Genomic DNA, 25,524 nt, shown 5'->3' on the forward strand with positions numbered 1-25,524 from the left:
GGTTTCAACATGATCAAACGTAACGATATCGACTCACTGCGCAATCTGTCGGGGGACATCTGGAATGTCGCCGTCGACGAATATCAGGGTGGTCTTCTCAAGCGCCGCGATCTGCTGAAATACGCCGCACTGCTCGGCCTGACAGGCTTTGCCGCCTCGCAGGGGTTCGGCGGCGCGCGCGCCGCGGCCTCCGCCGGCGGCACGGTCCGTGTCGGCCTCGGCCAGCCGACCAAGGCCATCGATCCCGTCACGGTCACCGATCCGGCCAGCATCGGCGTGCTCAGCCAGGTCGGCGAGTACTTGATCCTCGACGATCCGAAGGACGGACTGCAGCCGAAGCTCGCCTTGTCCTGGGAGGCCAACGAGACAGCCAGCCGCTGGACCTTCAAATTGCGGCCAGGGGTGAAGTTCCACGATGGCCGCGCGGTCACGGCCAAGGATGTGGTGGCGAGCTTCGAGCGGCTGGTCGATCCCGCCAGCGGCTCGTCGGCCTTGTCGGCCTACAAGGGCATCCTGTCCAAGGGTGGCGCCAAGCTGGTCGACGACGAGACGGTCGCCTTCGATCTGGACGGTCCGAACAGCAACTTCCCGTTCTATGTCTCCTCCGACGTCTATAATGCCGTCATCCTGCCGGCCGACTATGCCGGCGATTTCGAGAAGACTTTCAACGGCACAGGCCCGTTCAAGCTCGAATCCTTCCGTCCCAAGCAAGGCGCCAGCTTCGTGCGCAACACCGATTACTGGGGCGACAAGGCACTTCCCGATCGTGTCGAGATCAAGTTCTTCGACGACGAGCAGGCCCAGGTGCTGGCGCTGCAGGCCGGCCAGCTCGACGTCATCCCGAGCACGACGCGCCTGGAACTGGCGATCGAGGGCAATCCCAACTTCAAGCTGCTCAGCGTGCAGGCCAGCTCGCATGATCAGGTGCATCTGCGAACCGACCAGGCGCCGTTCACAGACAAGCGCGTCCGCCGCGCGCTGGCGCTGACCCTCGATCGCGAGGCGGTGGTGAAGGGCCTGCTGAAGGGCCGCGCCGTCGTCGGTAACGACACCCCGTTCGCGCCGATATTCTCCTCGGCTGATCCGTCGGTGCCGCAGCGCAAGCAGGACATCGCCGAGGCCAAGCGGTTGCTTGGTGAAGCCGGCGTGCCCAATGGTTTCGAGGTGACGCTGACCACCGAACGGGCCTATGACATTCCCGACTATGCGGTGTTGATCCAGAACTTCGCCAAGAAGGCCGGCATCGACATCAAGCTCAACGTTTTGCCGCAGGACGCCTATTACGGCTCGGCTAAATTCGGAAGCTCGCCATGGCTGGACTCCAATCTCGGCATCACCGATTTCGGCCATCGCGGCACGCCCGACATCTTCCTCAACGCCACGCTGAAGAGCACGGGAGCCTGGAACGCGGCGCATTTCAACAACCCGGCCTACGATGCGCTGCTGCTCGATTACTCGAAGGCGCGTGATCTGCAGGCACAGCGCCTCGTTGCCGGCAAGATCCAGACCTTGCTGCTCGACGAGACGCCGCTGATCATCGGCTACTTCTCGCAATACAGCCGCATCGTCAGCGCCAAGGTCGAGGGCGTCCGCTTCACGGCGATCTCGCATCTGCTGCTCGACCGCGTCTCCTTTGTCCAGGCATGATGCCTGGACCCACAGATAGAGGTCCGTCCCGATCGTATCGGGATGGACCAGCTCTTGGGCGAGACGGTAAAACTCGATGCTGAGCGGCCGCATCCTGTCAGCGCGGGTGGGCACACTTTTGCTCACGCTATGGCTGGTCAGTATCCTGGTCTTCTTTGCCGGGCAGGTTCTGCCCGGCGATGTCGGCCGCGTCATGCTTGGGCCGTTTGCCGATGCGCAAGCGGTGGCGGCCCTGAACAAGCAGCTCGGCGTCGACCAGCCCGTTCTCGTCCAGTACTGGCACTGGTTCAGCAAGGCGGTCACGGGTGATTTCGGTACCTCGCTGTCGATGCGTGCGCCGGTGGCGCCTTTCGTGCTGGAAAGCCTCAAGCGCTCCGCCGCACTTGCCGGCATCATCCTGATCTTCCTCGTTCCGCTGGGTGTCGGCGCCGGCGTCGTCGCCGGTCTCAATGCCGGCCGCCTGATCGACCGGTTGATCGTGATGACAGGCGTTTCCTTCGGCATTGTGCCGGATTTTGTGTCCGGCCTGATGCTGCTCATCGTCTTCGGCCTGTGGCTGAACTGGTTCCCGATCTCAGGCGTCGCGCCCGATGGCGCGGGCTTCTGGACGAATGGCTACTATCTGATCCTGCCGGCGCTGCCGCTGGTGCTGAACCTTGCCGGCTACATCGCGCGGATGACGCGGGCAGGCGTGATCGAGGCGATGGCGGCCGACTATACACGCACCGCCGTCCTGAAAGGGCTCGAGCGGCGTGAGATCATCCTTCGGCACGTGCTGCGAAATGCGCTGACGCCGACCATTGCGGTGCTGGCGACCCAGACCGGATACCTGCTTGGCGGGTTGGTGGTGATCGAGGCTTTGTTCGGCATCCAGGGACTTGGCAATCTGGTGCTCAACGCGGCCAAGGCACGCGATTTCCCGATGCTTGAAGCCGGCGTCCTGGTGATGGCGACGATCTTCGTGCTGTCCGCGGCGACAGGCGACCTCGTGCTGGCCTTGCTCGATCCGCGGCAACGCCGTCGAGCGCCGGCATGATGGAGCTCATGGAATTTCCCGCGCCGCGGCGTGCTCTGCTCGGCTTGCCGGCATTGCGCAGGATTCGCAGCGCCCTTTCCAGGCTGGCGCCCTCGGTCGTGGTTGGATCGCTGCTGCTGCTCTTCTGGGTCGGATGCGCGGTATCAGGCAATCTCTTCGTTCCCTACGATCCCTATGCCGAGGATTTTCTGGCGATGCTGGCGCCGCCCGATGCCTTGCACTGGTTCGGCACAGACCAGCTCGGCCGCGACGTGCTGTCGCGCATCGTCGTCGGGTCGCGCGACATCCTGCTGGTTGCGCCGCTGGCGACACTCACCGGCGTTGCGGCCGGCAGCATCATCGGCCTGGTGCTTGGCTATTTTGACGGCCTGGTCGATGCCATCGGCGCGCGGCTGCTCGATACGCTGATGGCGTTTCCGTTCATCGTTCTCGTCACCATGACGCTTGTGGCGATCGGACCATCGAACGTCACCGTCATTCTGGTGATCGGCATTGCCTATGCGCCGCTGGTGGCAAGGACCGTTCGCGCCGCCGTGCGCGAGCAGAAGGAGCGTGACTATGTCAGCGCCGCCCGGCTTGGCGGCGAGGGCGCGCTTGCCATCATGTTCCTGGAGATACTGCCCAATATCAGGGAAACGATCCTGATCGAGCTCGTCACTCGGCTGGGCTATGCGTTCTTTTCGATCGCGACGCTGAGTTTTCTCGGTCTCGGCATCCAGCCGCCTTCCGCCGATTGGGGACTAGCCGTCGCCGACGGCTATGGCTTCTTGACCGGTGGCAAATGGTGGGTCGTCGTCTTCAACTCTGGAGCCATCGTCTCACTAGTCATGGCAACGAACCTTATCGCCCAAGGAATAGGCGCGTTTGAAAATATCGACGGATGAATGCGAACCGTTTTGATCCTTCTCGGCCATTGCCAGATGGACGCTGCTACCGAACATTAGCAGAACCGGATTTTTCCCCTGAAAGGCGAAAAATCGAAACCTTGTTCCTTATCTCTATAGATTTTGTCTAATATCGTCTGCCCCGGTTTGGAAATGACCCGATGCGCATGCAGGGTCTGGGAGATTGACGAGTTGGCACGGCTATCGGTTCTCGGAATATCCGGCGGCGTAAGCACGCCATCGCGCACCACCGCGGTAGTGAACGCGCTGGTCAAGGCAGTCGCGTTGCGCGTCCCGGCAGACACCGGCCTGATCGAAATCACCGAGGCGGCGCCTTCGCTTTTCGTCGGGTTGTCCCGTGGCGCCCTCGGCGCGTCCGGCGAAGCGATCATCCAGCGTGTCGAGAAGGCCGATCTGCTCGTGGTCGGAACGCCTGTCTATCGCGCTTCCTACACCGGCGCCCTCAAACACCTGTTCGACCTCGTCGACTATCGTGCGCTGGCCGGCAAGAGAGTGCTTCTCGCGGCGACAGGGGGAAGCTCATACCATGGCCTGGTTCTCGAACATCAGCTCAGGCCGCTGTTCAGCTTTTTTGGCGCGGTTACCGTGCCGACCGGTGTCTATGGCGCGCCCGACGATTTCATCGGCGCTGAAATCGTCGGCGCGGCGATAAGCGAACGCATTTCGCGAGCCGCCTCGGAAGCGGTTTCACTGCTCAATTCCAATCATGCAAATGCCGCCGTCACTGTGCGCGTCGGCTGAGCCACAAAAAAGGGAACAACGATATGACGTCTCATTCTGACGGCCTGAAATTCGCCTACTGGGTTCCGAACGTCTCCGGCGGCCTGGTCATCTCCAACATCGAGCAGCGGACCGGCTGGGACATCGACTACAACCGCAAGCTCGCCCAGATCGCCGAGGCCAACGGCTTCGACTATGCGCTGAGCCAGATCCGCTTCACGGCCGGCTACGGCGCCGACAACCAGCACGAATCCGTGTCGTTCAGCCACGCGCTGCTCGCCGCCACCACGACGCTCAAGGTTATCGCTGCCATCCTGCCCGGTCCGTGGAATCCGGCGCTGGCAGCCAAGCAGATCGCCACCATCAATCACCTGACCAATGGCCGCGTCGCCGTCAATGTCGTCAGCGGCTGGTTCCGCGGCGAGTTCGCCGCCATCGGCGAGCTCTGGCTCGACCATGACGAGCGTTATCGCCGTTCGGAGGAATTCATCCGCGCGCTGCGCGGCATCTGGACCGAGGACAATTTCACGCTCAAGGGCGATTTCTACCGCTTCACCAACTATTCGATGAAGCCGAAGCCGATCGATCCCCAGCCCGAGATTTTCCAGGGCGGCTCGTCGCGCGCCGCGCGCGACATGGCTTCGCGTGTGTCCGACTGGTATTTCACCAACGGCAACACGCCCGAAGAGATCAGGAAGCAGGTCGACGACATCAAGGCCAAGGCGAAAGCCAATGGCCACAAGGTGAAGATCGGCGTCAACGCCTTCGCCATTGCTCGCGAAACCGAGGCGGAAGCACGCGCGGTGCTGGACGAGATCCTCGCCAAGGCCAATCCCGAAGCGGTGCAGGGCTTTGCCGACCAGGTCAAGAACGCCGGCAAGGCCTCGCCGGAAGGTGAGGGCAATTGGGCGAAGTCGTCCCTCGAGGATCTGGTTCAATACAATGATGGCTTCCGCAGCAATCTCATCGGCACGCCGGAACAAATCGCCGAACGCATCCTCAAGCTCAAGGACGCCGGCGCCGATCTGATCCTGCTCGGCTTCCTGCATTTCCAGGAAGAGGTCGAGTTCTTCGGCAAGCGCATCATCCCGCTGGTGCGCGAACTGGAAACGGCGCGCGACAGGGAGCTTGTCGCCGCGGAATAGGCCAAGGTGCGGCCTGCGGGCCGCGCGCTCCTTCAAAATCAGGAACGTGTCATGATTGGTGCTTCGCTGGGAGCCGCCGTTTACGAGCGTGCGCCCGAAATCTCCGGCATTCTTGCTGGCGCTGGTCCTCTTGCGGACACGCGCCCGGCGCGCCTGTCGGCAAAGGTCGATGCGATCCTGTCCCTGAGCGGGATCGGCATTTCCTTCGGCGGCGTCACGGCGCTGAGCGATGTCGACCTTGAGGTCAAAAGCGGCGAAATCCGCGCCGTGATCGGCCCCAACGGCGCCGGCAAATCCTCGCTGATCAACATCATCAGCGGCCTCTATCACGCCGACCACGGCAAGATCGCGATCGCCGGCCAGTCATTCTCCCGTGTGCCTGCGAGTCGTCTGGCACGTCTGGGCGTCGCGCGCACCTTCCAGAACCTGGCGCTCTTTCCCGGCCTTTCGGTGCGCGACAACATCGCGTCCGGCCGCGTCCACACCAGGCGCGCCAGTTTCGTCGAACATATTGCGGGCCTGCCGCGCGCCCGGCGCGAAGATGCTGCGATCGCCGAAAAGGTCGACCAGACAATCGCCTTCCTGCATCTGGAGGCCGTCGCCGATCGTCTGGTCGCCACGCTGCCCTACGGCCTGCAGAAGCGGGTCGAACTGGCGCGCGCCCTGGTCGCCGAGCCGAAGATCCTGCTGCTCGACGAGCCGATGGCCGGCATGACGGCGACCGAGAAAGCCGAGATGGCCGGGTTCGTGCGCGCCGCGCGCGACCGGCACGGCGTCACCATCATCCTGATCGAGCACGATATCGGCGTCGTCATGGGCCTCTCCGACCTCGTCGCCGTGCTCGACTACGGCCGCAAGATCGCCGACGGCACGCCGGCCGAAGTGCGCGCCGATCCCGACGTGATCCGGGCCTATCTCGGCACCGCCGAAGGCGAAGATGGCGAGGGCATCTGATGAGCTACTATGATTTTCTCTTCGTCATCGAGGTGCTGGTAGGCGGGTTGCTCTCTGGCGTCATGTATTCGCTCGTCGCCATCGGCTTCGTGCTGATCTACAAGACATCGGGCGTGCTGAACTTCGCGCAAGGGTCGATGGTGCTGTTCGCGGCACTGACCTTTGTCAGCCTGGTCGAACGCGGCATCCCGTTTGCGCTTGCGCTGCTAATCACTTTCGCGGTCATGGTCGCGCTAGGCTTCACCATCGAGCGAACCGTGCTCAGGCCGTTGGTCAACCGCTCGCCGATGACCCTGTTCATGGCCACGCTCGGCCTGTCCTACATCATCGAGGGTGCTGCCCAGCTGATCTGGGGGACGCAGGTGCATGGGCTCGATCTTGGCATTGACGACACGCCCTTCGAGGTCGGCGGCATCCTGATCTCGTCGTTCGACCTTCTGGCGGCAGGCATTGCCGCGGCGATGGTGGCCGGCTTGACCGCGTTCTTCTACTGGACCCGGATCGGGCTGGCGTTTCGCGCGGTCGCCGACGACCAGTTTGCGGCACTTGCCGTCGGATTGCGGCTCCCCCGGATATGGGGAACGGTGTGGGCAGCTGCGGGCTTCGTCGCGCTTGTTGCGGGACTGCTGTGGGGCGCGCGCCTCGGCGTCCAATTCTCGCTGTCGCTGATCGTGTTGAAGGCGCTGCCAGTGCTCGTGCTTGGCGGCTTCGATTCCATCCTTGGCGCCATCGTCGGAGGCCTCATCATCGGCGCCACCGAAAAACTCGCCGAGGTCTATCTCGGACCCTTCGTCGGCGGCGGCATCGAAGGCTGGTTCGCCTATGCGCTGGCGCTGGTCGTGCTGCTGGTGCGCCCCTCTGGCCTGTTCGGCCAGAAAACCGTCGAAAGGGTCTGACCGATGGCCGTGCAAGCGCTCGATGCCGCAAGGCTTCCAATCGACTGGCTGAAATTTACTCGGAAATTCGCTCTGCCGGGCGTGCTGCTCGTCGTCGCCTACGGCCTGATCCCCGCCTATGCCTCCAGCTATCTTGTCGAGGCGATCCTGCTGCCTTTCCTGGCGCTCAGCCTGGCGGCGGTCGGCCTCAACCTTTTGACCGGCTATTGCGGCCAGCTTTCGCTGGGTTCTTCCGCCTTCATGGCGGTCGGGGCTTTCGCCGCCTACAATTTCAACCTGCGGGTCGAGGGGCTGCCGCTGGCCGCGACCATGATCCTTGCCGGGATTTCGGCCGCCGGCGTCGGCGTCATCTTCGGATTGCCGAGCCTGCGGCTGCGCGGCTTCTATCTCGCCGTCTCGACGCTTGCCGCCCAGTTCTTCGTGCAGTGGGCACTGACCAATTTCGGCTGGTTCTCCAACGACAATCCGTCAGGGGTGATTTCCGCGCCGCACCTTGCCGTCGCCGGGTCTTCGCTCGACGGCGCCACCGGCCGCTACCTGCTTTCCGTCACCACCGTCATCGTGCTGACGGCGCTGGTCTGGCGCCTGGTCAAAAGCGCCACCGGCCGCAACTTCATCGCGGTGCGCGACAACGAAACGGCCGCGCGGGTGATAGGCGTCGCGGTGCTGCGCACGAAGCTGCTGGCGTTCGCCATTTCGTCCTTCATCATCGGCGTCGCCGGTGTGCTGTGGGCCTTCACCTATCTGCGCACCGTCGAGCCGGCCGGCTTCAATCTCGACCGCTCGTTCCAGATACTGTTCATCATCATCATCGGCGGGCTGGCCTCGATACGCGGCGCCTTTCTGGGGGCGGCGTTCATCGTCGTCTTCCCGCTCTTTCTGTCCCGATTCGGCGCCTTCGTGTTCGGCGGCCTGTTCGATTCGGGGGTGCTCGACATGAGCCAGCGCATCGTGCTTGGCGCGCTCATCATCATCTTCCTCATCGCGGAACCGAATGGGCTGTCGGCCCTCTTCGACCGCCTGAAACGACGGATCGGCTAAAGGTCCAGCTGAGCGCCGCTCGACATTCTCTCACGGACCCAAAACCTCAGGAGACGCAACTCATGACCTTCTTCAGTCACCTCAAGAAAGCGGCGATCGCCACGGCCTTCGTCCTCGGCGCGACGGCGGTTCACGCCGACGAACAGTATTTTCCCCTGCAGAGCTACCGCGTCGGCCCCTATGCCGCCGGCGGGACCGGCTTCTTCGGCGGCTTCATCGACTATCTCAACCTGATCAACATCCGCGACGGCGGCGTCAACGGCGTCAAGCTGACCTGGAGCGAGGGCGAGACCCAGTATGAGGTCGAGAAGGGCGTCGAGGTCTATGAGCGGCTGAAGAGCAATCCCGGCATCGCCGCCTGGAACCCGCTCTCGGTCGGCATCGCCTACGCCATGATCGACCGCATCACCGATGACAAGGTGCCGCTGATCACCATCAACCACGGCCGCACGGACACCACAGACGGGCGCGTGTTTCCTTACGTCTTCCCGCTGCTGCTCAATCCCTACAGCGAGACTTCCGGAATCGTGAACTATATCGCCTCCAAGGAAGGCGGCCTCGACAAGCTCAAGGGCAAGAAGATCGTGGTGCTCTATCACGGCTCGCCCTACGGCAAGGAGACGATCCCGATCTATGAGCTGCTATCCCAGAAATACGGCTTCGAACTGTCGCAGATCGAGGTTCCGCATCCGGGCAACGAGCAGCAGGCGCAGTGGCTGACCATTCGTCGCGAGCATCCCGACTATGTCGTGCTGCGCGGCTGGGGCGTGATGAACCCGGTCGCTCTGAAGACCGCCCAGAAGACCGGCTTCCCGGCCGATCACATCGTCGGCAATGTCTGGTCCAATTCCGAAGAGGACGTCATCCCCGCCGGCGACGCTGCCAAGGGCTATACAGCGATCACCACCCAGGCGTCGGGCGCCGATTATCCGGTCGTCAAGGAGATCGTCAAGACGGTCTACGACGCCGGCAGGGGCAATCTCGAGGACAAGAGCCGCATCGGCTCGGTCTACCACAATCTCGGCATCGTCAACGGCATCCTCAACGTCGAAGCCATCCGCATCGCGCAGGCCAAGTTCGGCAATCGCACGCTGACCGGCGATGAGGTTCGCTGGGGCTTCGAACATCTCAAGCTCGACCCGGCGCGCGTCGAGGCACTCGGCGCCAAGGACCTGTTCCACTCCATCAACGTCTCCTGGGACAATCACGAGGGTGACGGCTACGTGACCTTCCAGCAGTGGGACGGCAAGAAGTGGAACGTCGTCTCCGACTGGATCGCGCCCGACTGGAAGCTGCTGCGCCCGATCATCGAGAAGTCGTCCGAGGCCTATGCCAAGGAAAGGGGTCTCAAGATCCGCACGGCCGAAGACGCCGATGCGGTGGTCAGCAACTGAGTTTGACGATCTCACGGCCGGCCCACGGGCCGGCCGTGCCATCCATCTTCCCAGCGGAGTTATCGATGTCCAGCCCGGAAAATCCGATCCTGTCGGTCAGCCGCGTGGAGGCCGTCTACAACGGCGCCATCGCCGCCCTGCACGGCGTCGACCTGTCTGTCGGCAAGAGCGAGATAGTCGCGCTTCTCGGCTCCAATGGCGCCGGCAAGACGACGCTGTTGCGCGCCGCATCCAATCTTCTGCCGGCAGAGCGCGGCTCTGTCACCGCCGGCCGGATCATTTTCGATGGCGAGGATGTTTCAAGGGCAAGCCCCTCGCACCTCGTCCGCAAAGGCCTGGTCCAGGTTCTCGAGGGTCGGCACTGTTTCCGCTCGCTTACGGTCGAAGAGAACCTTCTGACCGGCGCGTTGGGGCGCTCGTCCTCGCGCTCTGGCGTTAAGGCTGAGCTTGAGCGCGTCTATTCGCTGTTCCCTAGACTACTCGAAAAGCGGCGCACGCGCTCCGGCCTCACCTCCGGTGGCGAACAGCAGATGACGGCGATTGGTCGCGGGCTGATGTCGCGGCCGCGACTTTTCGTGCTGGACGAGCCGTCGATGGGGCTGGCGCCGCTGATCGTCGACGAGATTTTTGGCGCTTTGAAGCGGCTCAATCGGGATGAAGGTCTTTCGATCCTTGTCGCCGAGCAGAATTCGGCAGTGGCGCTGAAATATGCCGACCGCGCCACCGTGCTCGAAAACGGAAAGAGCGTGCTGGAAGGGTCGGCTGCCGACCTGCGCCAGCGCGATGACATCAAGACCTATTATCTCGGCGGCGCGCCGCTCCCATTGCAACACTTTCCCCAGGAGACTGCAGCATGACCATCCAATCCAAGCAGCCGTCCGACGCGCGCGTCGCCGTGCCTCCGGTCGGGCGCCCGTCGGCCAAGGCGCATGTCATCAAGACCGATGCCGAGGCGATCGCCATCGCCGAAAAACTGGCCGTTGAGTTCGCCAGGGAAGCCTCGAAGCGGGACCGTGAACGCATCTGGCCGAAGGAAGAGCTCGATGCGTTTTCGCAGAGCGGCTTGTGGTCGATCAATGTGCCGAAGGCCTATGGCGGGCCGGAGGTTTCCTATGTGACGCTGTCGAAGGTGATCACCATCATCTCGGCCGCCGATCCCTCGCTCGGCCAGATTCCGCAGAACCATCTCGGCGTCGTGGCCGCCATCCGCACCGTCTCGGACGAGGCGCAGAAAAAGCTGCTGTTCGCCGAGGCGTTGTCCGGCACGCGCTTCGGCAACGCGTTTTCCGAGTTCGGCTCCAAGCGTGCCGCCGACTTCGAAACCAAGTTCGTCGATGCCGGCGACCATGTCGTCGTCAATGGCCAGAAATTCTATTCGAGCGGCGCACTGCTTGCCCATCTGGTGCCGATCGTGGCGCTCGATGATGAGGGCCGCGCCTGGTATGCCATCGCCGACCGCGGCGCGCCCGGACTGACCGTTATCGACGACTGGTCGAGCTTCGGCCAGAAGACGACACTCTCCGGCACGGTGCTGCTCGACAATGTGAAGGTGCCGAAGACGCATCTCGTCCCCGGCTACAAGGGTTACAACAAGCCGACGGCCGACGGACCCGTCTTCCAGATCATCCAGGCCGCGGTCGATCTCGGCATCGCCAAGGCGGCGATCGACGAAACCGTCAGCTTCGTGCGCACCAAGTCGCGCGCGTGGATCGACAGTGGCGTCGATCATGCATGGCAGGATCCCTATACCATCCAGGCTATCGGCGACCTTCGCTTGCGCGCCAATGCGGCCGAGGCGGTGCTGGAAAAGGCCGGTCTTGCGGTCGATCGCGCGGTGGCCGACCCAAACGAGAAGACCGTCGCGGAAGCCCAGATTGCGGTTGCCGAATCCAAAATCCTCACCACCGAGATCGCCATCAACGCGACCAACAAACTGTTCGAACTCGCCGGCACGCGATCCACACTGGCCGAGCACAATCTCGACCGTCACTGGCGCAATGCCCGCACCCACACGCTGCACGATCCGGTGCGCTGGAAATACGCGATCCTCGGCAACTATTATCTGAACGACGTTAACCCGCCGCTCCACGCCTGGAGCTGAGACTCTGGCGGCCATCTGATGGCGTTTTCTGCGCTTCCGGTGCTCACGGACCCAACGTTCGCTGCGCGCCGGTTCTCGAAACCACCACCATATGACTCGCCAGAGCGAGTTTCGAAACAGTCTCTGAGCGTCGGCTAAACATACAAAGGACTATTCATGAGCACTGCCACCCCCGACAGGATCAAGGTCCTGTGGTTCTTGCCCACCCATGGCGACAGCCGTTATCTCGGCACCTCCGAGGGGGGCAGGGCGGTCGACCTGCCCTATCTCACCCAGGTCGCCAAGGCGGCCGACGCCATCGGCTATTATGGCGCGCTGCTGCCGACCGGGCGCAGTTGCGAAGACAGCTGGGTGGTGGCGTCGGCGTTGGCGCCGCTGACGCAACGACTTCGCTTTCTCGTTGCGGTCCGTCCAGGGCTGCAGTCGCCGACGCTCGCCGCGCGCATGACCTCGACGCTCGACCGCATCTCCGGCGGGCGCTTGCTAATCAACGTGGTCACCGGCGGCGATCCGGTCGAGAACAAGGGCGACGGCATCTTCCTCAGCCATGATGAGCGTTATGAGGTGACGCGGGAATTCCTCGACATCTACAAGGCGGTGCTGCGCGGCGAAACCGTCGCCTTCGAAGGCAAGCATTTCCGCATCGAGGATGGAAGGCTGCTGTTTCCGCCGGTGCAGACACCGCACCCGCCGCTCTATTTCGGCGGCTCGTCGGAGGCAGCCAATGCAGTCGCCGCCGAGCAGATCGACAAATACCTCACCTGGGGCGAGCCGCCGGCGGACGTTGCGGCCAAGGTCGAGCATGTGCGAGGCCTTGCCGAAAAAGCCGGCCGCGAAGTGAGCTTCGGCATCCGATTGCATGTCATCGTTCGCGAAACCAATGACGAGGCGTGGGCCGATGCCGACCGGCTGATCAGCCGCCTCGACGACAAGACGATCGCCGAGGCGCAGAAGGTTTTTGCCCGCATGGACTCCGTCGGTCAGTCGCGCATGAGCCGATTGCATGGAGGCAGCCGCGACAAGCTCGAAATCAGCCCGAACCTGTGGGCCGGCGTTGGCCTGGTGCGCGGCGGCGCCGGTACCGCCTTGGTCGGCGATGCGGCGACCGTGGCGGAGCGGATCGATGAATACCGGCGCATCGGCATCGACACGTTCATCCTGTCCGGCTATCCGCATCTGGAGGAAGCCTATCGCTTCGGCGAATTGGTGCTGCCGCTGTTGCCGCTCGATCACGAAATCTCGACGCGGCCCACAACCGTGAACATGGGGCCGTTCGGCGAAACCGTGGCCGGCGATCATCGCCCGTCGGCGCTGCGCGCGAGCCAATCTTGAGCACTTCCCACTTGGCCAGCAAACCGGCGGTCGTCATCATCGGCGGCGGCTTTTCCGGCGCCGCAACCGCCTTTCACCTGACGCGGCTGTTGCCGACTGGTGTGGCCGATATCGTGGTCGTCGAACCGCGCGAGGGGCTCGGCCACGGCCTGGCCTATTCCACGGCCGATCCTTCGCACCGCATCAACGTGCGGGCCTCCAGGATGACACTGATCTCCGCTGAGGCCGGCCATTTTTCCGACTGGCTGGAGCAGACCGGCGCCATCGTTGATGACGCGGCGGCCATCGCCGCCAGCGGTGCGATCTACCCGCAGCGCCGGGTCTTCGGCCGCTATGTCGAATCCCATCTGCAGCCCTTCCTGCAGAGCAAAGCGATCCGCCATGTCAGGGCCGAGGTTGCTTCGGTCGCGCGCAATGGCGAGGGCTACCGGCTCGTCCTGTCCGATGGCGTAACGCTTGCCGCCGATGCTGTGGTGATCGCGGCGACGCATCCATTGCCGGCGCTGCCGGCGCCGCTGCGCGGCGTGGCCACTGTCGCCGGGTTGGTGGCCAATCCCTACGATCTCGAACGGCTGCAGGCGATCGGGCGCGATGACCATGTTCTCATCGTCGGCACCGGGTTGACCTCGGCCGACGTCATCGCCACGCTCGACCGCAGAGGTCATCGCGGCCGCATCACGGCACTGTCGCGCCATGGCTATCGCTCGCATGTGCAGGCCGCGATGCAGGGCGACCCGATTGGCGACTTCACCAGCCTGCCTTTACGCAGCGCGACAGAGCTGCTCCGGCACATACGGGCCACGATCGCGGCAGCAACGCGACAGGGCGAAGACTGGTATCCCGTCCTCGACGCTGTCCGGCGTCAGGGGCAGTTGATCTGGCAGGCCTTGCCGCTCGCCGAGCAACGCCGCGTGGTGCGCCATCTTCGCGCGCTCTGGGACGTGCATCGCTTCCGCATCGCGCCGCAGGTAGCAGCCGTGCTGGATCGACGTCTTGCCGAGGGCACGCTCGCCTATCGCGCCGCATCGATTGTCGAGGCCGAAGAGGTCGACGGGCGTATCCGCGTCACGCAGCGGCCAAGGCGCCGACACGACCTCATCGTCGAGACGTTCGACAGTGTGATCGTCACGACCGGGCCGGCGCATGCCGACATTCTTCGCACCAACACGGCGATTGCCACCCTTGGACATCTGGGCCTGGTCCGTCTTGACCCAGCCGGCCTCGGTCTGGAGACCTACGGACAGGGCCGCGCGGTCGGTGCGTCAGGTCACCCGGCCGACAATATTTTCATCAGCGGGCCACTGGCGCGCGGCAGCGTCGGCGAGCTGATGGGCATCCCTGAAGTCACCGCCCATGCCGAGGGCATCGCCACCGAAATTCACCAATGGTTGGGATACCAGACGGCGTTGCGTCGCAGGGCGTCGTGAAGCTGCAAACACGATGAGGCTATCCAGATGACACTAACCGAACGCATTCTCCCGGATGAAACCCGGATTCCCCTGAAATTTGCGATGCGACACCTGGCCGGAGCCGTGTCCGTGGTCACCGCAGGCATTGGCGACGAGCGGACAGGCGCAACAATTACCACCGCCCATTCCTTGTCGGTCGAACCAGAGGTGATGGTCGTCAGCATCAACCTGAGCTCGTCGACATGGGCAGCCATCAGCCGGCATCGGCACTTCTGCGTGAATGTGCTACGCGCCGACCAGATCGCGATTGCCGACCGTTTTGCTGGCCGAGGCGGCCTCAAGGGGCAGGCGCGCTACGAGGGTGCACGCTGGTCCACCCTTGCAAGCGGCGCATTGGCGCTCGAAGGTGCGCTTGCCGCGGTCGATTGCACCGTCGAGGATACCATTATTCGCCACAGCCATGCGCTGATCCTCGGCAGCGTCCGGCATGTGGTGAGCGGAGAGCCCGGTCCGGCACTGATCTATCATCACGGCGCCTATGGATCGTCGTGAGTGCCGAAGTTATCCTGCGCGAATCCGTCTCCTCGAAATCACATTGCGCCTGTGCGCTTTCCGGAGCATGGCCAATGTCCGTTCACGGCGCAATCTCGCCGTGTGCATGTCTTTTCACGATGCCGCCGAATCTACTGCGCTTCGGTAAAAACCATGATCTCGGCTCAGGGCGGAATAATAATTCTCTATATATTCCATAGACATTATATTCTGTCTTCGTTGACGACCGCCATGTCGTTAGTTTCCTCCCGCAGTCGCCCAACGGGGCTATCAAAGGAGTGACGGATGGGTCGGCAAATTCGCTTCAACGCTTTCGACATGAATTGCGTTGGCCACCAATCCCCTGGTCTCTGGAAGCATCCGCGCGATAAGTCCTGGAAATACAAGGATCTGGACTACTGGCAGGATCTGGCTCGGACGCTCGAGCGCGGTATTTTCGACGGCATATTCATCGCCGACGTCATCGGCTACTACGACGTCTACAAGGGCTCGAACTACCACGCGATCGAGCAAGCGGCGCAGATTCCGGTCAATGATCCGTTGCAATTGGCCGCGCCGATCGCGCTTGCAACCGAACATCTCGGCATCGGCATTACAGCCTCGACCTCGTTCGAACATCCGTACACATTCGCCCGCCGCCTTTCGACCGCCGACCATCATACCAAGGGCCGCGTCGGCTGGAACATCGTCACGTCGTATCTGGAAAGCGGCGCCAAGAATGTCGGTCAGACTGGCTTGAAAAGCCATGACAACCGTTACGAGGTCGCGGCCGAATATGTCGAGGTGCTCTACAAGCTGTTCGAAGGCAGTTGGGAAGAGGGCGCGGTGCTGCGTGATCCGGTCCGCGGCATCTTCACCGACCCCGGCAAGGTTCACGAGATCGGCCACAAGGGCAAATTCTTCGAGGTGCCTGGCTACCATCTGTCGGAGCCGTCGCCGCAGCGCACCCCGGTTCTCTATCAGGCGGGTGCCTCTGGTCCCGGCAAGGCATTCGCCGCTGCGCATGCCGAGTGCGTTTTCGTCGGCGCGCCGACCAAATCGCTGCTCAAGGCCTATGTTTCCGAAATCCGCCAGAAGGCCGCCGCCGCGGGCCGAGATCCGAAGAAAGTTCTGATCTACAATCTCACCACGCTGATTGTCGATGAGACCGACGAAAAGGCGAAGAAGCGCTTCGAGGAATATCAAAGCTATACGTCCTATGATGGCTCACTGGTGTTCATGTCGGGTTGGACCGGCATCGATTTCGGTCAGTATGCGCCAACCGACGCGCTCAAGAAGGTCGAGACAAACGCCATCGTTTCGATGGTCGAGCACTTTGCCGGCAAGGACAAGGCCTGGACCGTCGAGGAACTGGCGAAATGGGGCGGCATCGGCGGCGTCGGGCCGGTCTTCGTCGGTTCGCCTGGCACCATCGCCGACATCCTGCAGGAATGGGTCGATGAAACCGGGGTCGATGGCTTCAACCTCGCTTATGCGGTGACGCCCGAAAGCTTCGAGGCCGCCGTCGACCTGCTGGTGCCGGAATTGCAGAAGCGCGGCGTCTATCCCACCGCCTATAAGCCCGGCACGTTGCGCGAAAAACTGTTCGGCGAAGGGCCCTATCTTCCTACGACGCATCCGGCCGACGGGTACCGTGACATCGAAGCCTTCAAGCGTCGCGAAGCCGACCGTGGTGCGGCGGCCCGACTCAAATCCGTGAATGCGTGATGAGCGGCCTGCTGGAACTCCACGACGTGTCGCTGTCCTTCAAGGGGGTACGAGCCCTCAATGCGCTGAGCTTCAGTGTCGCCAAGGGTGAAATCTGTGCCTTGATCGGGCCGAATGGCGCCGGCAAGAGCTCGCTTCTCAATGTGATCAATGGCGTCTATCGCGCCGACGCCGGCGACATTGTCTTCGATGGGTTGCGCTTCGAGGCGATCCATCCGCAGAAGGCAGCCGATCTCGGCATCGGCCGGACCTTCCAGCACAATGCGTTGTTCCGCCGCCTGTCGGTGCGCGAGAACGTGCTGGCCGGCCTTTCTCGTCATGGCACCGCCAGCTTTTTCGAAAATATCTTCCGGCTGGGCAGGGACGGTGCCGAGCGCCGCGGCTTCCTTGCCCACGCCGAGCGCACCATGTCTTTCCTCGGGCTCGACCGTCATGCCGAAAGCATAGTTTCGACACTTCCTTACGGACTGCAGAAACGCGTTGATCTCGCCCGCGCACTGGTCTCCGGCCCCAAGCTGCTGCTGCTCGACGAACCGATGGCCGGCATGAACCAGGAAGAGAAGGAAGAGATGAGCCGCGTGATCCGCGAGGTCAATCGCGTCGTCGGCTCGACCGTGGTGCTGATCGAACACGATGTCGGCATCGTGCTCAACCTCGCCAGCCATGTGGTGGTGCTCGACTACGGTCGCAAGCTCGCGGACGGGGCACCTGACGAGGTGCGCAAGAACCCCGATGTGATTGCCGCCTATCTCGGCACGGTTCACTGAGGAATTCATGTCCTATTTCTTTGAAACATTGGTCAGTGGCCTGTTTGCCGGGGTGATGTACTCACTCGTCGCGATCGGCTTCGTGCTCATCTACAAGGCATCCGGCGTCTTCAATTTTGCGCAAGGGGCGATGCTGCTTTTCTCGGCGCTGACCTTCGTCACCTTGACCGAGAAAGGCATGCCATTCGCCGTGGCCTTCATCGTGACATCGCTTGTCATGGTGGTGATGGCGATACTGATCGAGTGGCTGGTGCTGCGGCCGCTGCGAAACCGCGATCCGTTGACCCTGTTCATGGCCACTTTGGGATTGAGCTATGTCATCGAGGGCTTTGCCCAACTGCTGATGGGCATGGATGTTCACATGCTCGATCTCGGCATCCCCGATGTTGCCGTACAGGTCGGCGGCATCTATGTCAGCCAGTTCGACATTGTTGCGTCGTTGATCGCGCTGACGCTGGTCGCCACACTGGCCGTCGCCTTCAACAAGACACGCATGGGCATCTCGCTTCGCGCGGTGGCTGCCGACACGCTTGCGGCGCAGTCGATCGGCATCCGCCTACCTGTCATCTGGCGCATCGTCTGGAGCGTCGCCGGCATCGTGGCCCTGGTTGCGGGCCTTGTCTGGGGATCGCGCCAGGGCGTGCAATATTCGCTGTCGCTAGTCACGCTCAAGGCGCTGCCGGTGCTGATCATCGGCGGCTTCTCCTCCATCCCGGGCGCCATCGCCGGCGGCCTGCTCGTCGGCGCGACCGAGGCATTGGCCGACATCTATGTCGGCCCGCTGGTCAATGGCAGCGTTTCCACCTGGTTTGCCTACATCCTCGCTGTCGGCTTCCTGCTCATACGTCCGGCCGGCCTGTTTGGCGACCGCGAAATCGAAAGGGTCTGATGATGACCACGCTGCAGGAATCCGCTCCGTCCAAGCCGCTGCGCCGGCCTGCATTTGGGGTTGGCACCATTGCCGTCGTCACTGGCCTGATCGCCGCCTTTGCGGTGCCGGCCATTGCCGACGACTACTGGCTGAGCTCGATCATCATCCCGACGGTGATCATGGGGCTTGCCGGCATCGGCCTGAACCTGCTGATGGGTTACACCGGGCTGGTGTCGATTGGTTCGGCCGCCTTCATGTCGATCGGCGCCTTCTCGACCTACAATTTGCTGCTGCGCGCGCCGTTCTTGCCGCTGCCGGTGGTTCTGATCTTTGCCGGCCTGATCGCAGCGATTGCCGGCGTCATCTTCGGATTGCCGTCGCTGCGCATCAAGGGCTTCTATCTTGGCGCCTCGACCCTCGGCGCACAGTTCTCCTTCGAATGGCTGTTCACCAATTTCAGCTGGTTTTCGAATGACAGCCAGTCGCTGACCATCTCGGCGCCTCGACTGCAGATCCTCGACTATGACCTCCAGTCGGCCACCGACCGCTACTATCTCGTGATTGCAACCACGGCGCTGCTCATCGCGCTGGCGTTCGCCATCGTCAAGAGCCGGGTCGGCCGTGAATGGATGGCGATCCGCGACATGGATGTGGCTGCCTCGGTCATAGGCATCCGCGTTGCGCGCCGCAAACTGCTGTCCTTCGCCATAAGCTCGTTCTTCCTTGGCATCGCCGGATCGCTCTGGGCATTCGGATATCTTGGCACCTCGGACGCGCATGCGTTCAATCTCGACAAATCGTTCCAGATCCTGTTCATCGTCATCATCGGCGGTGTTGCAACCATATTCGGCAACTTTCTAGGCGCCGCCTTCATCGTGCTGACGCCGATCCTGCTCGACCGGCTGTCGCTGATCATCGATTTGTCATTCCTGGGCGATCAGGGCGCGCTGGCAAACCTGCAACACATCATCTTCGGTACGATCATCATCGTGCTGCTGATCAAGGAGCCGGATGGATTGTCGAGTCTCGGAAGGCGCGGCGTGGAAGCCCTTCGCTCGCGAGCACGATCATCCAACTGAACTCAGACAGACGAAACACCTCGGCGCCGGGTCTTTCGCCTCCTCCCAAGCATCAGTCGTCACTTTCCCAAAACCACTCAAACAAGGGTTGCACAATGTCATTGTTAACCAAGACCATGTCGCTGGCGGCCGCTGCCGCAATGGCCGTCACGCTTCTGAGCAGCGCATCCTTCGCCGAAGACGGCACCGGCCAACAGCTCTATCCGCTGTTTACCTACCGCACCGGGCCCTATGCTCCATCGTTCATTCCGTTCGGTGCCGGCAACATCGATTATCTCCGTTACATCAATGAGGTCGAGGGCGGCGTCGATGGCGTCAAGATCCTGATCCAGGAATGCGAGACGGCTTACACGATCGAGCGCGGCATCGAATGCTACGAACGCTACAAAAACGGCTACAACGGCGCGCTGACGGCGGCAATCTATCCGCATTCGAGCGGTCTCGACGTGGCACTCACCGACAAGGCTCGCATCGACAAGATCCCGATCGTCAGCCCTGGCGGTGGCCAGAACATCGCCACCGATGGTCGCGTGTTCCCCTACCAGTATCCGTTGGTGTTCGATTATTGGAGCGAAGCCCAGATCGTCGTCGATTACATCGCCCAACAGGCGGGCGGCTATGACAAGCTCAAGGGGCTGAAAATCGCGACGCTCTATCACGATAGCGGTTATGGCCGCGATACGATCGAGCCGCTCGGCATCCTTGCCAAGAGATATGGCTTCGAAGACATCCAGATCCCCGTTCCGCATCCCGGCGAACAGCAGCAGACACAGTGGCAGCAGATCCGCCGTGGAAGCGCCGACTGGGTCTTCCTGCGCGGCTGGGGCGTCATGACGCCGGTGGCGATCAAGACAGCGGCCCGCGTCGGCTTCCCCGCCGATCGCATCATCGGCGATATCTGGAGCGGTTCGGAAGACGACGCCCGTCCGGCGGGCGCCGCCGCCAATGGTTACCTCGCCGTCTCGGTCTTTCCGCCGGGCACCAACTACGGCATCTTGAAGACGCTCAAGGCGGATATCCTCGACAAGGGCAAGTCCGACCTGAAGGACAATTCGAAGTTCGGCACGGTTTACTACAATTACGGCGTGATCGAAGCCATCACCTTCGTCGAAGCGCTGCGCACCGGCCACAAGAAATTCGGAAAAAGGCCATTGACCGCTGCTGAAGGCCAGTGGGCGCTCGAACACCTCGACATCGATCAGAAGCGGATCGCCGAGCTTGGCGCGGAAGGCCTCATCAGTCCGCTGAAGACTTCCATTGACAACCACAAGGGCGAAACCATCGCTGCCAAGATCATCCAATGGAACGGTCAGTCCTGGGACACCAGGACCGACTGGATCAAGGCCGACGCCTCGCTGTTTGCAGATGTCATCAAGGCAAAGGCGGCCGCCTACGCCAAGGAAAAGGGCATCGAGCCCCGTGTAGCAACGAACTGACACCAACCCCACTGACAGGATCGACCCATGACCATTGCAGCAAAAAGCTTCCTTGAGATCCAGAATATGGAAGCGCTCTATGGTCAGGCGATCCTGGCGGTGCGCAACGTGTCGCTCAAGGTCGAGCAGGGCAAGATCGTTGCCCTGCTAGGCGCCAATGGCGCGGGCAAGACGACGACGCTGAAGGCGGTCTCCAATCTGCTCGGACCTGAGCGCGGCAAGGTCAGCCGCGGCAGTATCCTCTGGCAGGGCGAACCGGTCAGTGGCCTCTCGGCTTCCCGGCTCGTCGCCAGAGGTGTCGTGCAGGTGCTGGAAGGTCGTCATTGCTTTGCGCAATTGACGGTCGAAGAAAATATCCTCTCCGGCGGCTTCGTCCGTAAGCCGAGCAGGGCAGACCTGCAGCGCGACGTCGAACGGATCTACACATGGTTTCCTCGCCTCAAGGAGAAGCGCAAGGTCAAGGCCGGCCTGACCTCCGGAGGCGAACAGCAGATGTTGGCCATCGGTCGTGCGCTGATGACCAAGCCGAGCCTTGTGCTGCTGGACGAGCCGTCAATGGGTCTCGCGCCGATCATCGTGCAGGAAATCTTCGATATCATCCGCATTCTGAACAGGGAGCAGGGCGTCAGCTTCCTGCTTGCCGAACAGAACGCCAATCTCGCGCTTCGCTATGCCGACCACGGCTACATCCTTGAAAACGGTCGCGTTGTTCTGGCGGGAACGGCAGAGGAACTGCGAGCCCGTGAGGATGTCCAGGACTTCTACCTGGGCGGTGCCAATGTCGCCAAATCTCACTGACCGCCTCGCCCGCACCGATTGGGGCGGCTAATTTCAGGACAATGCAAAAATGACACAGATCGATAGCGCCTGGGGCGCAGGCCCCAGCGCTCGCTATGAGACACTGGCCGAACGGTTCCGGCCGATATTTGCACAGATCGCTGGCGGCGCGATCGAGCGGGAGCTTAGCCGCAAACTGCCGGTAGCGGAGATTGCGAAGTTAAAACAGGCGGGCCTGGGCGCGCTGCGCATACCCGAAGCCGAAGGTGGTCTTGGCGCGACCCTGCCCGAACTCGCCAACATCCTGATCGAGCTGTCGGCAGCGGATTCCAATATCACGCAGGCGCTGCGCGGTCATTTTGGTTTTGTCGAGGATGTCGTCAACAAGACAGCTGGCTGGAGCCGCAAGCGCTGGACAGAGCGGATTGCTCGCGGCGAGATCGCCGGCAATGCCTGGACCGAGATCGGCGATGCCAGACAGGACGTTTTCTCGACCCGCATCTCGAACAAGGGCGACAGGCTGGTGCTCAACGGCACCAAGTACTACACCACCGGCTCGCTGTTCGCCGACTGGATCGATGTCGGTGCGACGGGGCTCGAGGGTGAAGGCATCGTCGTGCAAGTGCGCCGAGACGATCCGGGCGTCGATGTCGTCGACGACTGGGACGGTTTTGGCCAAACCCTTACGGCCAGCGGCACTACGATCTTTACTGACGCTACAGTCGACCCGGATGATGTCGTGGTCGACGATGACAAGTTCCGCTATGGCGCTGCCTTCTACCAGCTGGTGCATCTTGCCACGCTCGCCGGTATCGGCCGGGCGATAGCCAACGAGACTGCTGCCGCCGTTGCCGCGCGCAATCGCTCATACTCCAATGCCGCCGGCCCGCGCTCAAGCCAGGATCCGCAAGTGCTTCAGGTCGTCGGCCGAATTCGCAGCAACGCCTACGCGGCTGGCGCCATCGTTTTGCAGGTCGCGCAAGCGATCGAACGCGCTTATCAGGCACACTTTGCTGGCGATGCCGATGCCGAGGAAAAGGCCAACGCCATCGCCGAACTCGAGACGTCGCAAGCGGTGACGGTCGTCACGGATCTTGTTCTTGAAGCGTCGACGATTATTTTCGATGCGCTGGGTGCGTCCTCGACCAGGAAGCCGATCGGCCTCGATCGTCATTGGCGCAATGCCCGTACTCTGTCTTCGCACAACCCACGCATCTACAAGGACCGCATCGTTGGCGACTACGCAGTCAACGGAACGCCACCGCCATATCAGTGGCGGATCGGGCGCAGTCCGTTGTAGGCCATGCACACGACCTTCAGCGCGATGCGCTGGCAGGTACCGGGTGTCGACACGGCCTCTTTACGCGCTCCCGGGCCGTCCCTGGGCAATATCTCATTGGATCTAGCGGCGATTGCTGATGTCTCCGACGTCCAGCAGGTTCGTCAAAGGTGCAGAGGCGAAATCGGCGCAGCACTTGTGGGGGCAGGGAAGGGTGAATGTTTTCTCCGACAGGGGCACCCCAGGACACTGGCCTCATTTGCTTTCTATCACTCGCCGAGATCGCCCACCTCAATTCGTTGCCGGGCCTGAGGCCGTTCCTCCGCGGGCCGCGCGCTACAATGTATGCTGGGCGGCCCTGGACCATCCGTCAGTATGCCGGCTTCTCGACAGCCGAGGAATCCAACGCCTTCTATCGCAAGACGCTCGCCGCCGGACAGAAGGGCCTGTCGGTGGCTTTCGATCTTGCCACGCATCGCGGCTACGATTCAGACCATCCCCGCGTCGAGGGCGACGTCGGCAAAGCTGGCGTTGCGATCGATTCTGTCGAGGACATGAAGATCCTGTTCGATAGCATTCCGCTCGACGAGATGTCGGTTTCGATGACCATGAACGGCGCGGTGATCCCGATCCTGGCGAACTTCATCGTCGCGGGAGAAGAACAGGGCGTCGCGCGCGAAAAACTCTCCGGAACCATTCAGAACGACATCCTCAAGGAGTTCATGGTCCGCAACACCTACATCTATCCGCCCGGACCCTCGATGCGGATCATCGCCGACATCATCGAATACACGGCAAGGGAGATGCCGAAATTCAATTCGATCTCGATTTCCGGCTATCACATGCAGGAAGCCGGCGCGACGCTGGTCCAGGAATTGGCCTTCACTCTGGCCGACGGCCGCGAATACGTCCGGGCGGCGATCGCCAAGGGCCTGAACGTCGATGAGTTCGCCGGCCGGCTTTCGTTCTTCTTCGCCATCGGCATGAATTTCTTCATGGAAGCGTCCAAGCTGCGCGCCGCCCGGCTGCTCTGGTCGCGGATCATGGATGAGTTTGAACCGAAGAAGCCCTCATCCCTGATGCTGCGCACTCATTGCCAGACCTCGGGTGTGTCTCTGCAGGAACAGGATCCCTACAACAACATCGTGCGAACTGCTTATGAAGCGTTGGCCGCGGCGCTTGGCGGCACACAATCCCTGCATACCAACTCCTTTGACGAGGCGATCGCGTTGCCGACTGAGTTTTCGGCACGCATCGCCCGCAACACGCAACTCATTCTTCAGCATGAGACCGGCGTCACCAAGGTGATCGACCCTCTTGCGGGCTCATACTACGTAGAAACCCTGACCAATGAGCTCGCCGAAAAAGCCTGGGCGCTAATCGAAGAGATCGAGGCGATGGGCGGCATGACCAAAGCCGTGGCCTCCGGACTGCCCAAGCGGCTGATCGAGGAGGCGGCCACACGCCGTCAGGCTGCCGTCGATAAGGGCGAAGAGGTCATAGTCGGCGTTAACAAGTTCCGGCTCGAGACCGAGGACCAGATCGATATCCTGGACATTGACAATGGAGCCGTGCGCCAGTCGCAGATTGCCCGCATCGAAAAGACCAGGCGCCAGCGCGATCCCCAGCGCGTCGGCGATACGCTTGTCGCACTTAGCCAGGTCGCAGCTAGCGGCGAAGGCAACATCCTCGCAGCGGCGATCGAGGCGGCACGGGCCCGCGCGACCGTGGGGGAGATTTCAAATGCCATGCGTGAGGCGTTCGGCGATCATACGGCGGTACCCGAGGTGGTCAGCAACGTCTATGGCAAAGCCTTTGACCAGGAGCCGGAGTTCAAGACGCTGGTCTCGCGCCTCAAAGACTTCACGGCTTCGCGCGGGGCCATCCCGAAGATCATGGTCGCCAAACTCGGCCAGGATGGCCATGATCGCGGCGCCAAGATCATCGCTTCTGCCTTTGGCGATATCGGCTTCGAAGTCGTCGCCGGACCGTTGTTTCAGACGCCGGGCGAGGCGGCCGATCTGGCCATCGCCGCTAAGGTCAATGTCGTGGGCGTGTCCTCGCTCGCAGCTGGCCATAAGACGCTGCTGCCGCAATTGATCGACGCGCTGAAGGTTAAAGGCGAGGAAAACATCATCGTCATTTGCGGAGGCGTCGTTCCGCGCCAGGACTACCAGTTCCTGATCGACCACGGCGTGGCGGCGGTGTTCGGTCCCGGCACTAGTGTGTTGGACGCCGCGAGCGCCGTCTTGGATCTCTTGGAAGGCAAGCGCCGAAACGCATAGGCGCGCAGGACCAGGAGCGCAGGAACCGGGACTGAGACATCGCAGCGTAGTGAATGGCGGCGCCCTCGGCGACTACTGCGGTTGATGATCCTCGAACCAGAAAGATGACTGGCGGCGCGAGATAGTTCCCACCGACTAAGCCCGCCCGCCAATCAAAATCGTTCGGCCCGTCAGCATCTCACCTACGTGAT

At 62.3% G+C, this 25,524-nt stretch carries 21 protein-coding genes and 1 pseudogene; all 22 read left to right on the forward strand.

Translation table 11 applies throughout. The features are described from left to right. Positions 1 to 9 precede the first annotated feature (9 nt). Positions 10 to 1,647 carry an ABC transporter substrate-binding protein gene (locus tag NKG95_RS12230; RefSeq protein ID WP_353040757.1) on the forward strand — a complete coding sequence of 546 codons (1,638 nt, stop codon included), beginning with the start codon at positions 10 to 12 and terminating at the stop codon, positions 1,645 to 1,647. A 76-nt stretch (positions 1,648 to 1,723) separates the two neighbouring features. Then, a complete protein-coding gene (locus NKG95_RS12235) occupies positions 1,724 to 2,683 on the forward strand; it encodes an ABC transporter permease (RefSeq protein ID WP_353040759.1) in 960 nt (319 codons plus the stop codon). Next, positions 2,680 to 3,567, forward strand: a complete 888-nt coding sequence (locus tag NKG95_RS12240) for an ABC transporter permease (protein WP_353040761.1) — start codon at positions 2,680 to 2,682, stop codon at positions 3,565 to 3,567. Before NKG95_RS12235 ends, NKG95_RS12240 begins: the two co-directional genes overlap by 4 nt. Positions 3,568 to 3,759: 192 nt before the next feature. Further along, on the forward strand, positions 3,760 to 4,329 hold the full coding sequence (gene msuE, locus NKG95_RS12245; RefSeq protein ID WP_353040763.1) for an FMN reductase: 570 nt from the start codon (positions 3,760 to 3,762) through the stop codon (positions 4,327 to 4,329). A gap of 23 nt (positions 4,330 to 4,352) precedes the next feature. Beyond that, a complete protein-coding gene (gene sfnG / locus NKG95_RS12250; protein ID WP_353040765.1) occupies positions 4,353 to 5,453 on the forward strand; it encodes a dimethylsulfone monooxygenase SfnG in 1,101 nt (366 codons plus the stop codon). A 51-nt stretch (positions 5,454 to 5,504) separates the two neighbouring features. Next, positions 5,505 to 6,407, forward strand: a complete 903-nt coding sequence (locus NKG95_RS12255) for an ABC transporter ATP-binding protein (RefSeq protein ID WP_353040767.1) — start codon at positions 5,505 to 5,507, stop codon at positions 6,405 to 6,407. Next, positions 6,407 to 7,303 (forward strand): branched-chain amino acid ABC transporter permease, encoded by an 897-nt coding sequence (locus tag NKG95_RS12260; RefSeq protein ID WP_353040769.1) that lies wholly within the window; start codon positions 6,407 to 6,409, stop codon positions 7,301 to 7,303. The genes NKG95_RS12255 and NKG95_RS12260 overlap by 1 nt, the downstream gene beginning before the upstream one ends. 3 nt (positions 7,304 to 7,306) lie before the next feature. Continuing rightward, on the forward strand, positions 7,307 to 8,344 hold the full coding sequence (locus NKG95_RS12265) for a branched-chain amino acid ABC transporter permease (RefSeq protein ID WP_353040770.1): 1,038 nt from the start codon (positions 7,307 to 7,309) through the stop codon (positions 8,342 to 8,344). 62 nt (positions 8,345 to 8,406) lie between these two features. Beyond that, positions 8,407 to 9,738, forward strand: coding sequence for an ABC transporter substrate-binding protein (locus NKG95_RS12270; protein WP_353040772.1), 1,332 nt, complete (start codon positions 8,407 to 8,409; stop codon positions 9,736 to 9,738). A 65-nt stretch (positions 9,739 to 9,803) separates the two neighbouring features. After that, positions 9,804 to 10,595 (forward strand): ABC transporter ATP-binding protein, encoded by a 792-nt coding sequence (locus NKG95_RS12275; protein ID WP_353040774.1) that lies wholly within the window; start codon positions 9,804 to 9,806, stop codon positions 10,593 to 10,595. Continuing rightward, on the forward strand, positions 10,592 to 11,839 hold the full coding sequence (locus tag NKG95_RS12280; protein ID WP_353040776.1) for an SfnB family sulfur acquisition oxidoreductase: 1,248 nt from the start codon (positions 10,592 to 10,594) through the stop codon (positions 11,837 to 11,839). Before NKG95_RS12275 ends, NKG95_RS12280 begins: the two co-directional genes overlap by 4 nt. Positions 11,840 to 11,995: 156 nt before the next feature. Further along, positions 11,996 to 13,171: an FMNH2-dependent alkanesulfonate monooxygenase gene (ssuD, locus tag NKG95_RS12285; protein WP_353040778.1), complete on the forward strand. Its 1,176-nt coding sequence runs from the start codon at positions 11,996 to 11,998 to the stop codon at positions 13,169 to 13,171. Continuing rightward, positions 13,168 to 14,598: an FAD/NAD(P)-binding protein gene (locus tag NKG95_RS12290; RefSeq protein ID WP_353040780.1), complete on the forward strand. Its 1,431-nt coding sequence runs from the start codon at positions 13,168 to 13,170 to the stop codon at positions 14,596 to 14,598. Before ssuD ends, NKG95_RS12290 begins: the two co-directional genes overlap by 4 nt. 27 nt (positions 14,599 to 14,625) lie before the next feature. Then, on the forward strand, positions 14,626 to 15,132 hold the full coding sequence (locus NKG95_RS12295) for a flavin reductase family protein (protein WP_502913942.1): 507 nt from the start codon (positions 14,626 to 14,628) through the stop codon (positions 15,130 to 15,132). A gap of 285 nt (positions 15,133 to 15,417) precedes the next feature. After that, the gene (locus tag NKG95_RS12300; RefSeq protein WP_353040782.1) at positions 15,418 to 16,839 is read left to right on the forward strand and encodes an LLM class flavin-dependent oxidoreductase; all 1,422 of its coding nucleotides are present in this window, start codon (positions 15,418 to 15,420) and stop codon (positions 16,837 to 16,839) included. After that, on the forward strand, positions 16,839 to 17,606 hold the full coding sequence (locus tag NKG95_RS12305; RefSeq protein WP_353040783.1) for an ABC transporter ATP-binding protein: 768 nt from the start codon (positions 16,839 to 16,841) through the stop codon (positions 17,604 to 17,606). Before NKG95_RS12300 ends, NKG95_RS12305 begins: the two co-directional genes overlap by 1 nt. A gap of 7 nt (positions 17,607 to 17,613) precedes the next feature. Next, complete coding sequence (locus tag NKG95_RS12310) at positions 17,614 to 18,495, forward strand: branched-chain amino acid ABC transporter permease (RefSeq protein ID WP_353040785.1); 882 nt, start codon at positions 17,614 to 17,616, stop codon at positions 18,493 to 18,495. Between the two features lie 2 nt (positions 18,496 to 18,497). Continuing rightward, entirely contained in the window at positions 18,498 to 19,556 is a 1,059-nt protein-coding gene (locus NKG95_RS12315; RefSeq protein WP_502913945.1) for a branched-chain amino acid ABC transporter permease, read from the forward strand. A 95-nt stretch (positions 19,557 to 19,651) separates the two neighbouring features. Continuing rightward, positions 19,652 to 20,992: an ABC transporter substrate-binding protein gene (locus NKG95_RS12320; RefSeq protein WP_353040789.1), complete on the forward strand. Its 1,341-nt coding sequence runs from the start codon at positions 19,652 to 19,654 to the stop codon at positions 20,990 to 20,992. Between the two features lie 27 nt (positions 20,993 to 21,019). Next, positions 21,020 to 21,790 carry an ABC transporter ATP-binding protein gene (locus tag NKG95_RS12325; protein ID WP_353040790.1) on the forward strand — a complete coding sequence of 257 codons (771 nt, stop codon included), beginning with the start codon at positions 21,020 to 21,022 and terminating at the stop codon, positions 21,788 to 21,790. 49 nt (positions 21,791 to 21,839) lie between these two features. Then, complete coding sequence (locus tag NKG95_RS12330) at positions 21,840 to 23,069, forward strand: acyl-CoA dehydrogenase family protein (RefSeq protein ID WP_353040792.1); 1,230 nt, start codon at positions 21,840 to 21,842, stop codon at positions 23,067 to 23,069. A 251-nt stretch (positions 23,070 to 23,320) separates the two neighbouring features. After that, positions 23,321 to 25,333 (forward strand): annotated as a pseudogene (gene scpA, locus NKG95_RS12335) (methylmalonyl-CoA mutase); the annotation flags it as partial. Positions 25,334 to 25,524: the final 191 nt, after the last annotated feature.

This window comes from Mesorhizobium sp. M1423, assembly GCF_040317575.1.
Taxonomy (GTDB): domain Bacteria; phylum Pseudomonadota; class Alphaproteobacteria; order Rhizobiales; family Rhizobiaceae; genus Mesorhizobium.

Coding starts and splice junctions, on each gene's coding strand:
- NKG95_RS12230 (WP_353040757.1), top strand. CDS start 10: ATGATCAAACGTAACGATATCGACTCACTGCGCAATCTGTCGGGGGAC.
- NKG95_RS12235 (WP_353040759.1), top strand. CDS start 1,724: ATGCTGAGCGGCCGCATCCTGTCAGCGCGGGTGGGCACACTTTTGCTC.
- NKG95_RS12240 (WP_353040761.1), top strand. CDS start 2,680: ATGATGGAGCTCATGGAATTTCCCGCGCCGCGGCGTGCTCTGCTCGGC.
- sfnG (WP_353040765.1), top strand. CDS start 4,353: ATGACGTCTCATTCTGACGGCCTGAAATTCGCCTACTGGGTTCCGAAC.
- NKG95_RS12255 (WP_353040767.1), top strand. CDS start 5,505: ATGATTGGTGCTTCGCTGGGAGCCGCCGTTTACGAGCGTGCGCCCGAA.
- NKG95_RS12260 (WP_353040769.1), top strand. CDS start 6,407: ATGAGCTACTATGATTTTCTCTTCGTCATCGAGGTGCTGGTAGGCGGG.
- NKG95_RS12265 (WP_353040770.1), top strand. CDS start 7,307: ATGGCCGTGCAAGCGCTCGATGCCGCAAGGCTTCCAATCGACTGGCTG.
- NKG95_RS12270 (WP_353040772.1), top strand. CDS start 8,407: ATGACCTTCTTCAGTCACCTCAAGAAAGCGGCGATCGCCACGGCCTTC.
- NKG95_RS12275 (WP_353040774.1), top strand. CDS start 9,804: ATGTCCAGCCCGGAAAATCCGATCCTGTCGGTCAGCCGCGTGGAGGCC.
- NKG95_RS12280 (WP_353040776.1), top strand. CDS start 10,592: ATGACCATCCAATCCAAGCAGCCGTCCGACGCGCGCGTCGCCGTGCCT.
- ssuD (WP_353040778.1), top strand. CDS start 11,996: ATGAGCACTGCCACCCCCGACAGGATCAAGGTCCTGTGGTTCTTGCCC.
- NKG95_RS12295 (WP_502913942.1), top strand. CDS start 14,626: ATGACACTAACCGAACGCATTCTCCCGGATGAAACCCGGATTCCCCTG.
- NKG95_RS12300 (WP_353040782.1), top strand. CDS start 15,418: ATGGGTCGGCAAATTCGCTTCAACGCTTTCGACATGAATTGCGTTGGC.
- NKG95_RS12305 (WP_353040783.1), top strand. CDS start 16,839: ATGAGCGGCCTGCTGGAACTCCACGACGTGTCGCTGTCCTTCAAGGGG.
- NKG95_RS12310 (WP_353040785.1), top strand. CDS start 17,614: ATGTCCTATTTCTTTGAAACATTGGTCAGTGGCCTGTTTGCCGGGGTG.
- NKG95_RS12315 (WP_502913945.1), top strand. CDS start 18,498: ATGACCACGCTGCAGGAATCCGCTCCGTCCAAGCCGCTGCGCCGGCCT.
- NKG95_RS12320 (WP_353040789.1), top strand. CDS start 19,652: ATGTCATTGTTAACCAAGACCATGTCGCTGGCGGCCGCTGCCGCAATG.
- NKG95_RS12325 (WP_353040790.1), top strand. CDS start 21,020: ATGACCATTGCAGCAAAAAGCTTCCTTGAGATCCAGAATATGGAAGCG.
- NKG95_RS12330 (WP_353040792.1), top strand. CDS start 21,840: ATGACACAGATCGATAGCGCCTGGGGCGCAGGCCCCAGCGCTCGCTAT.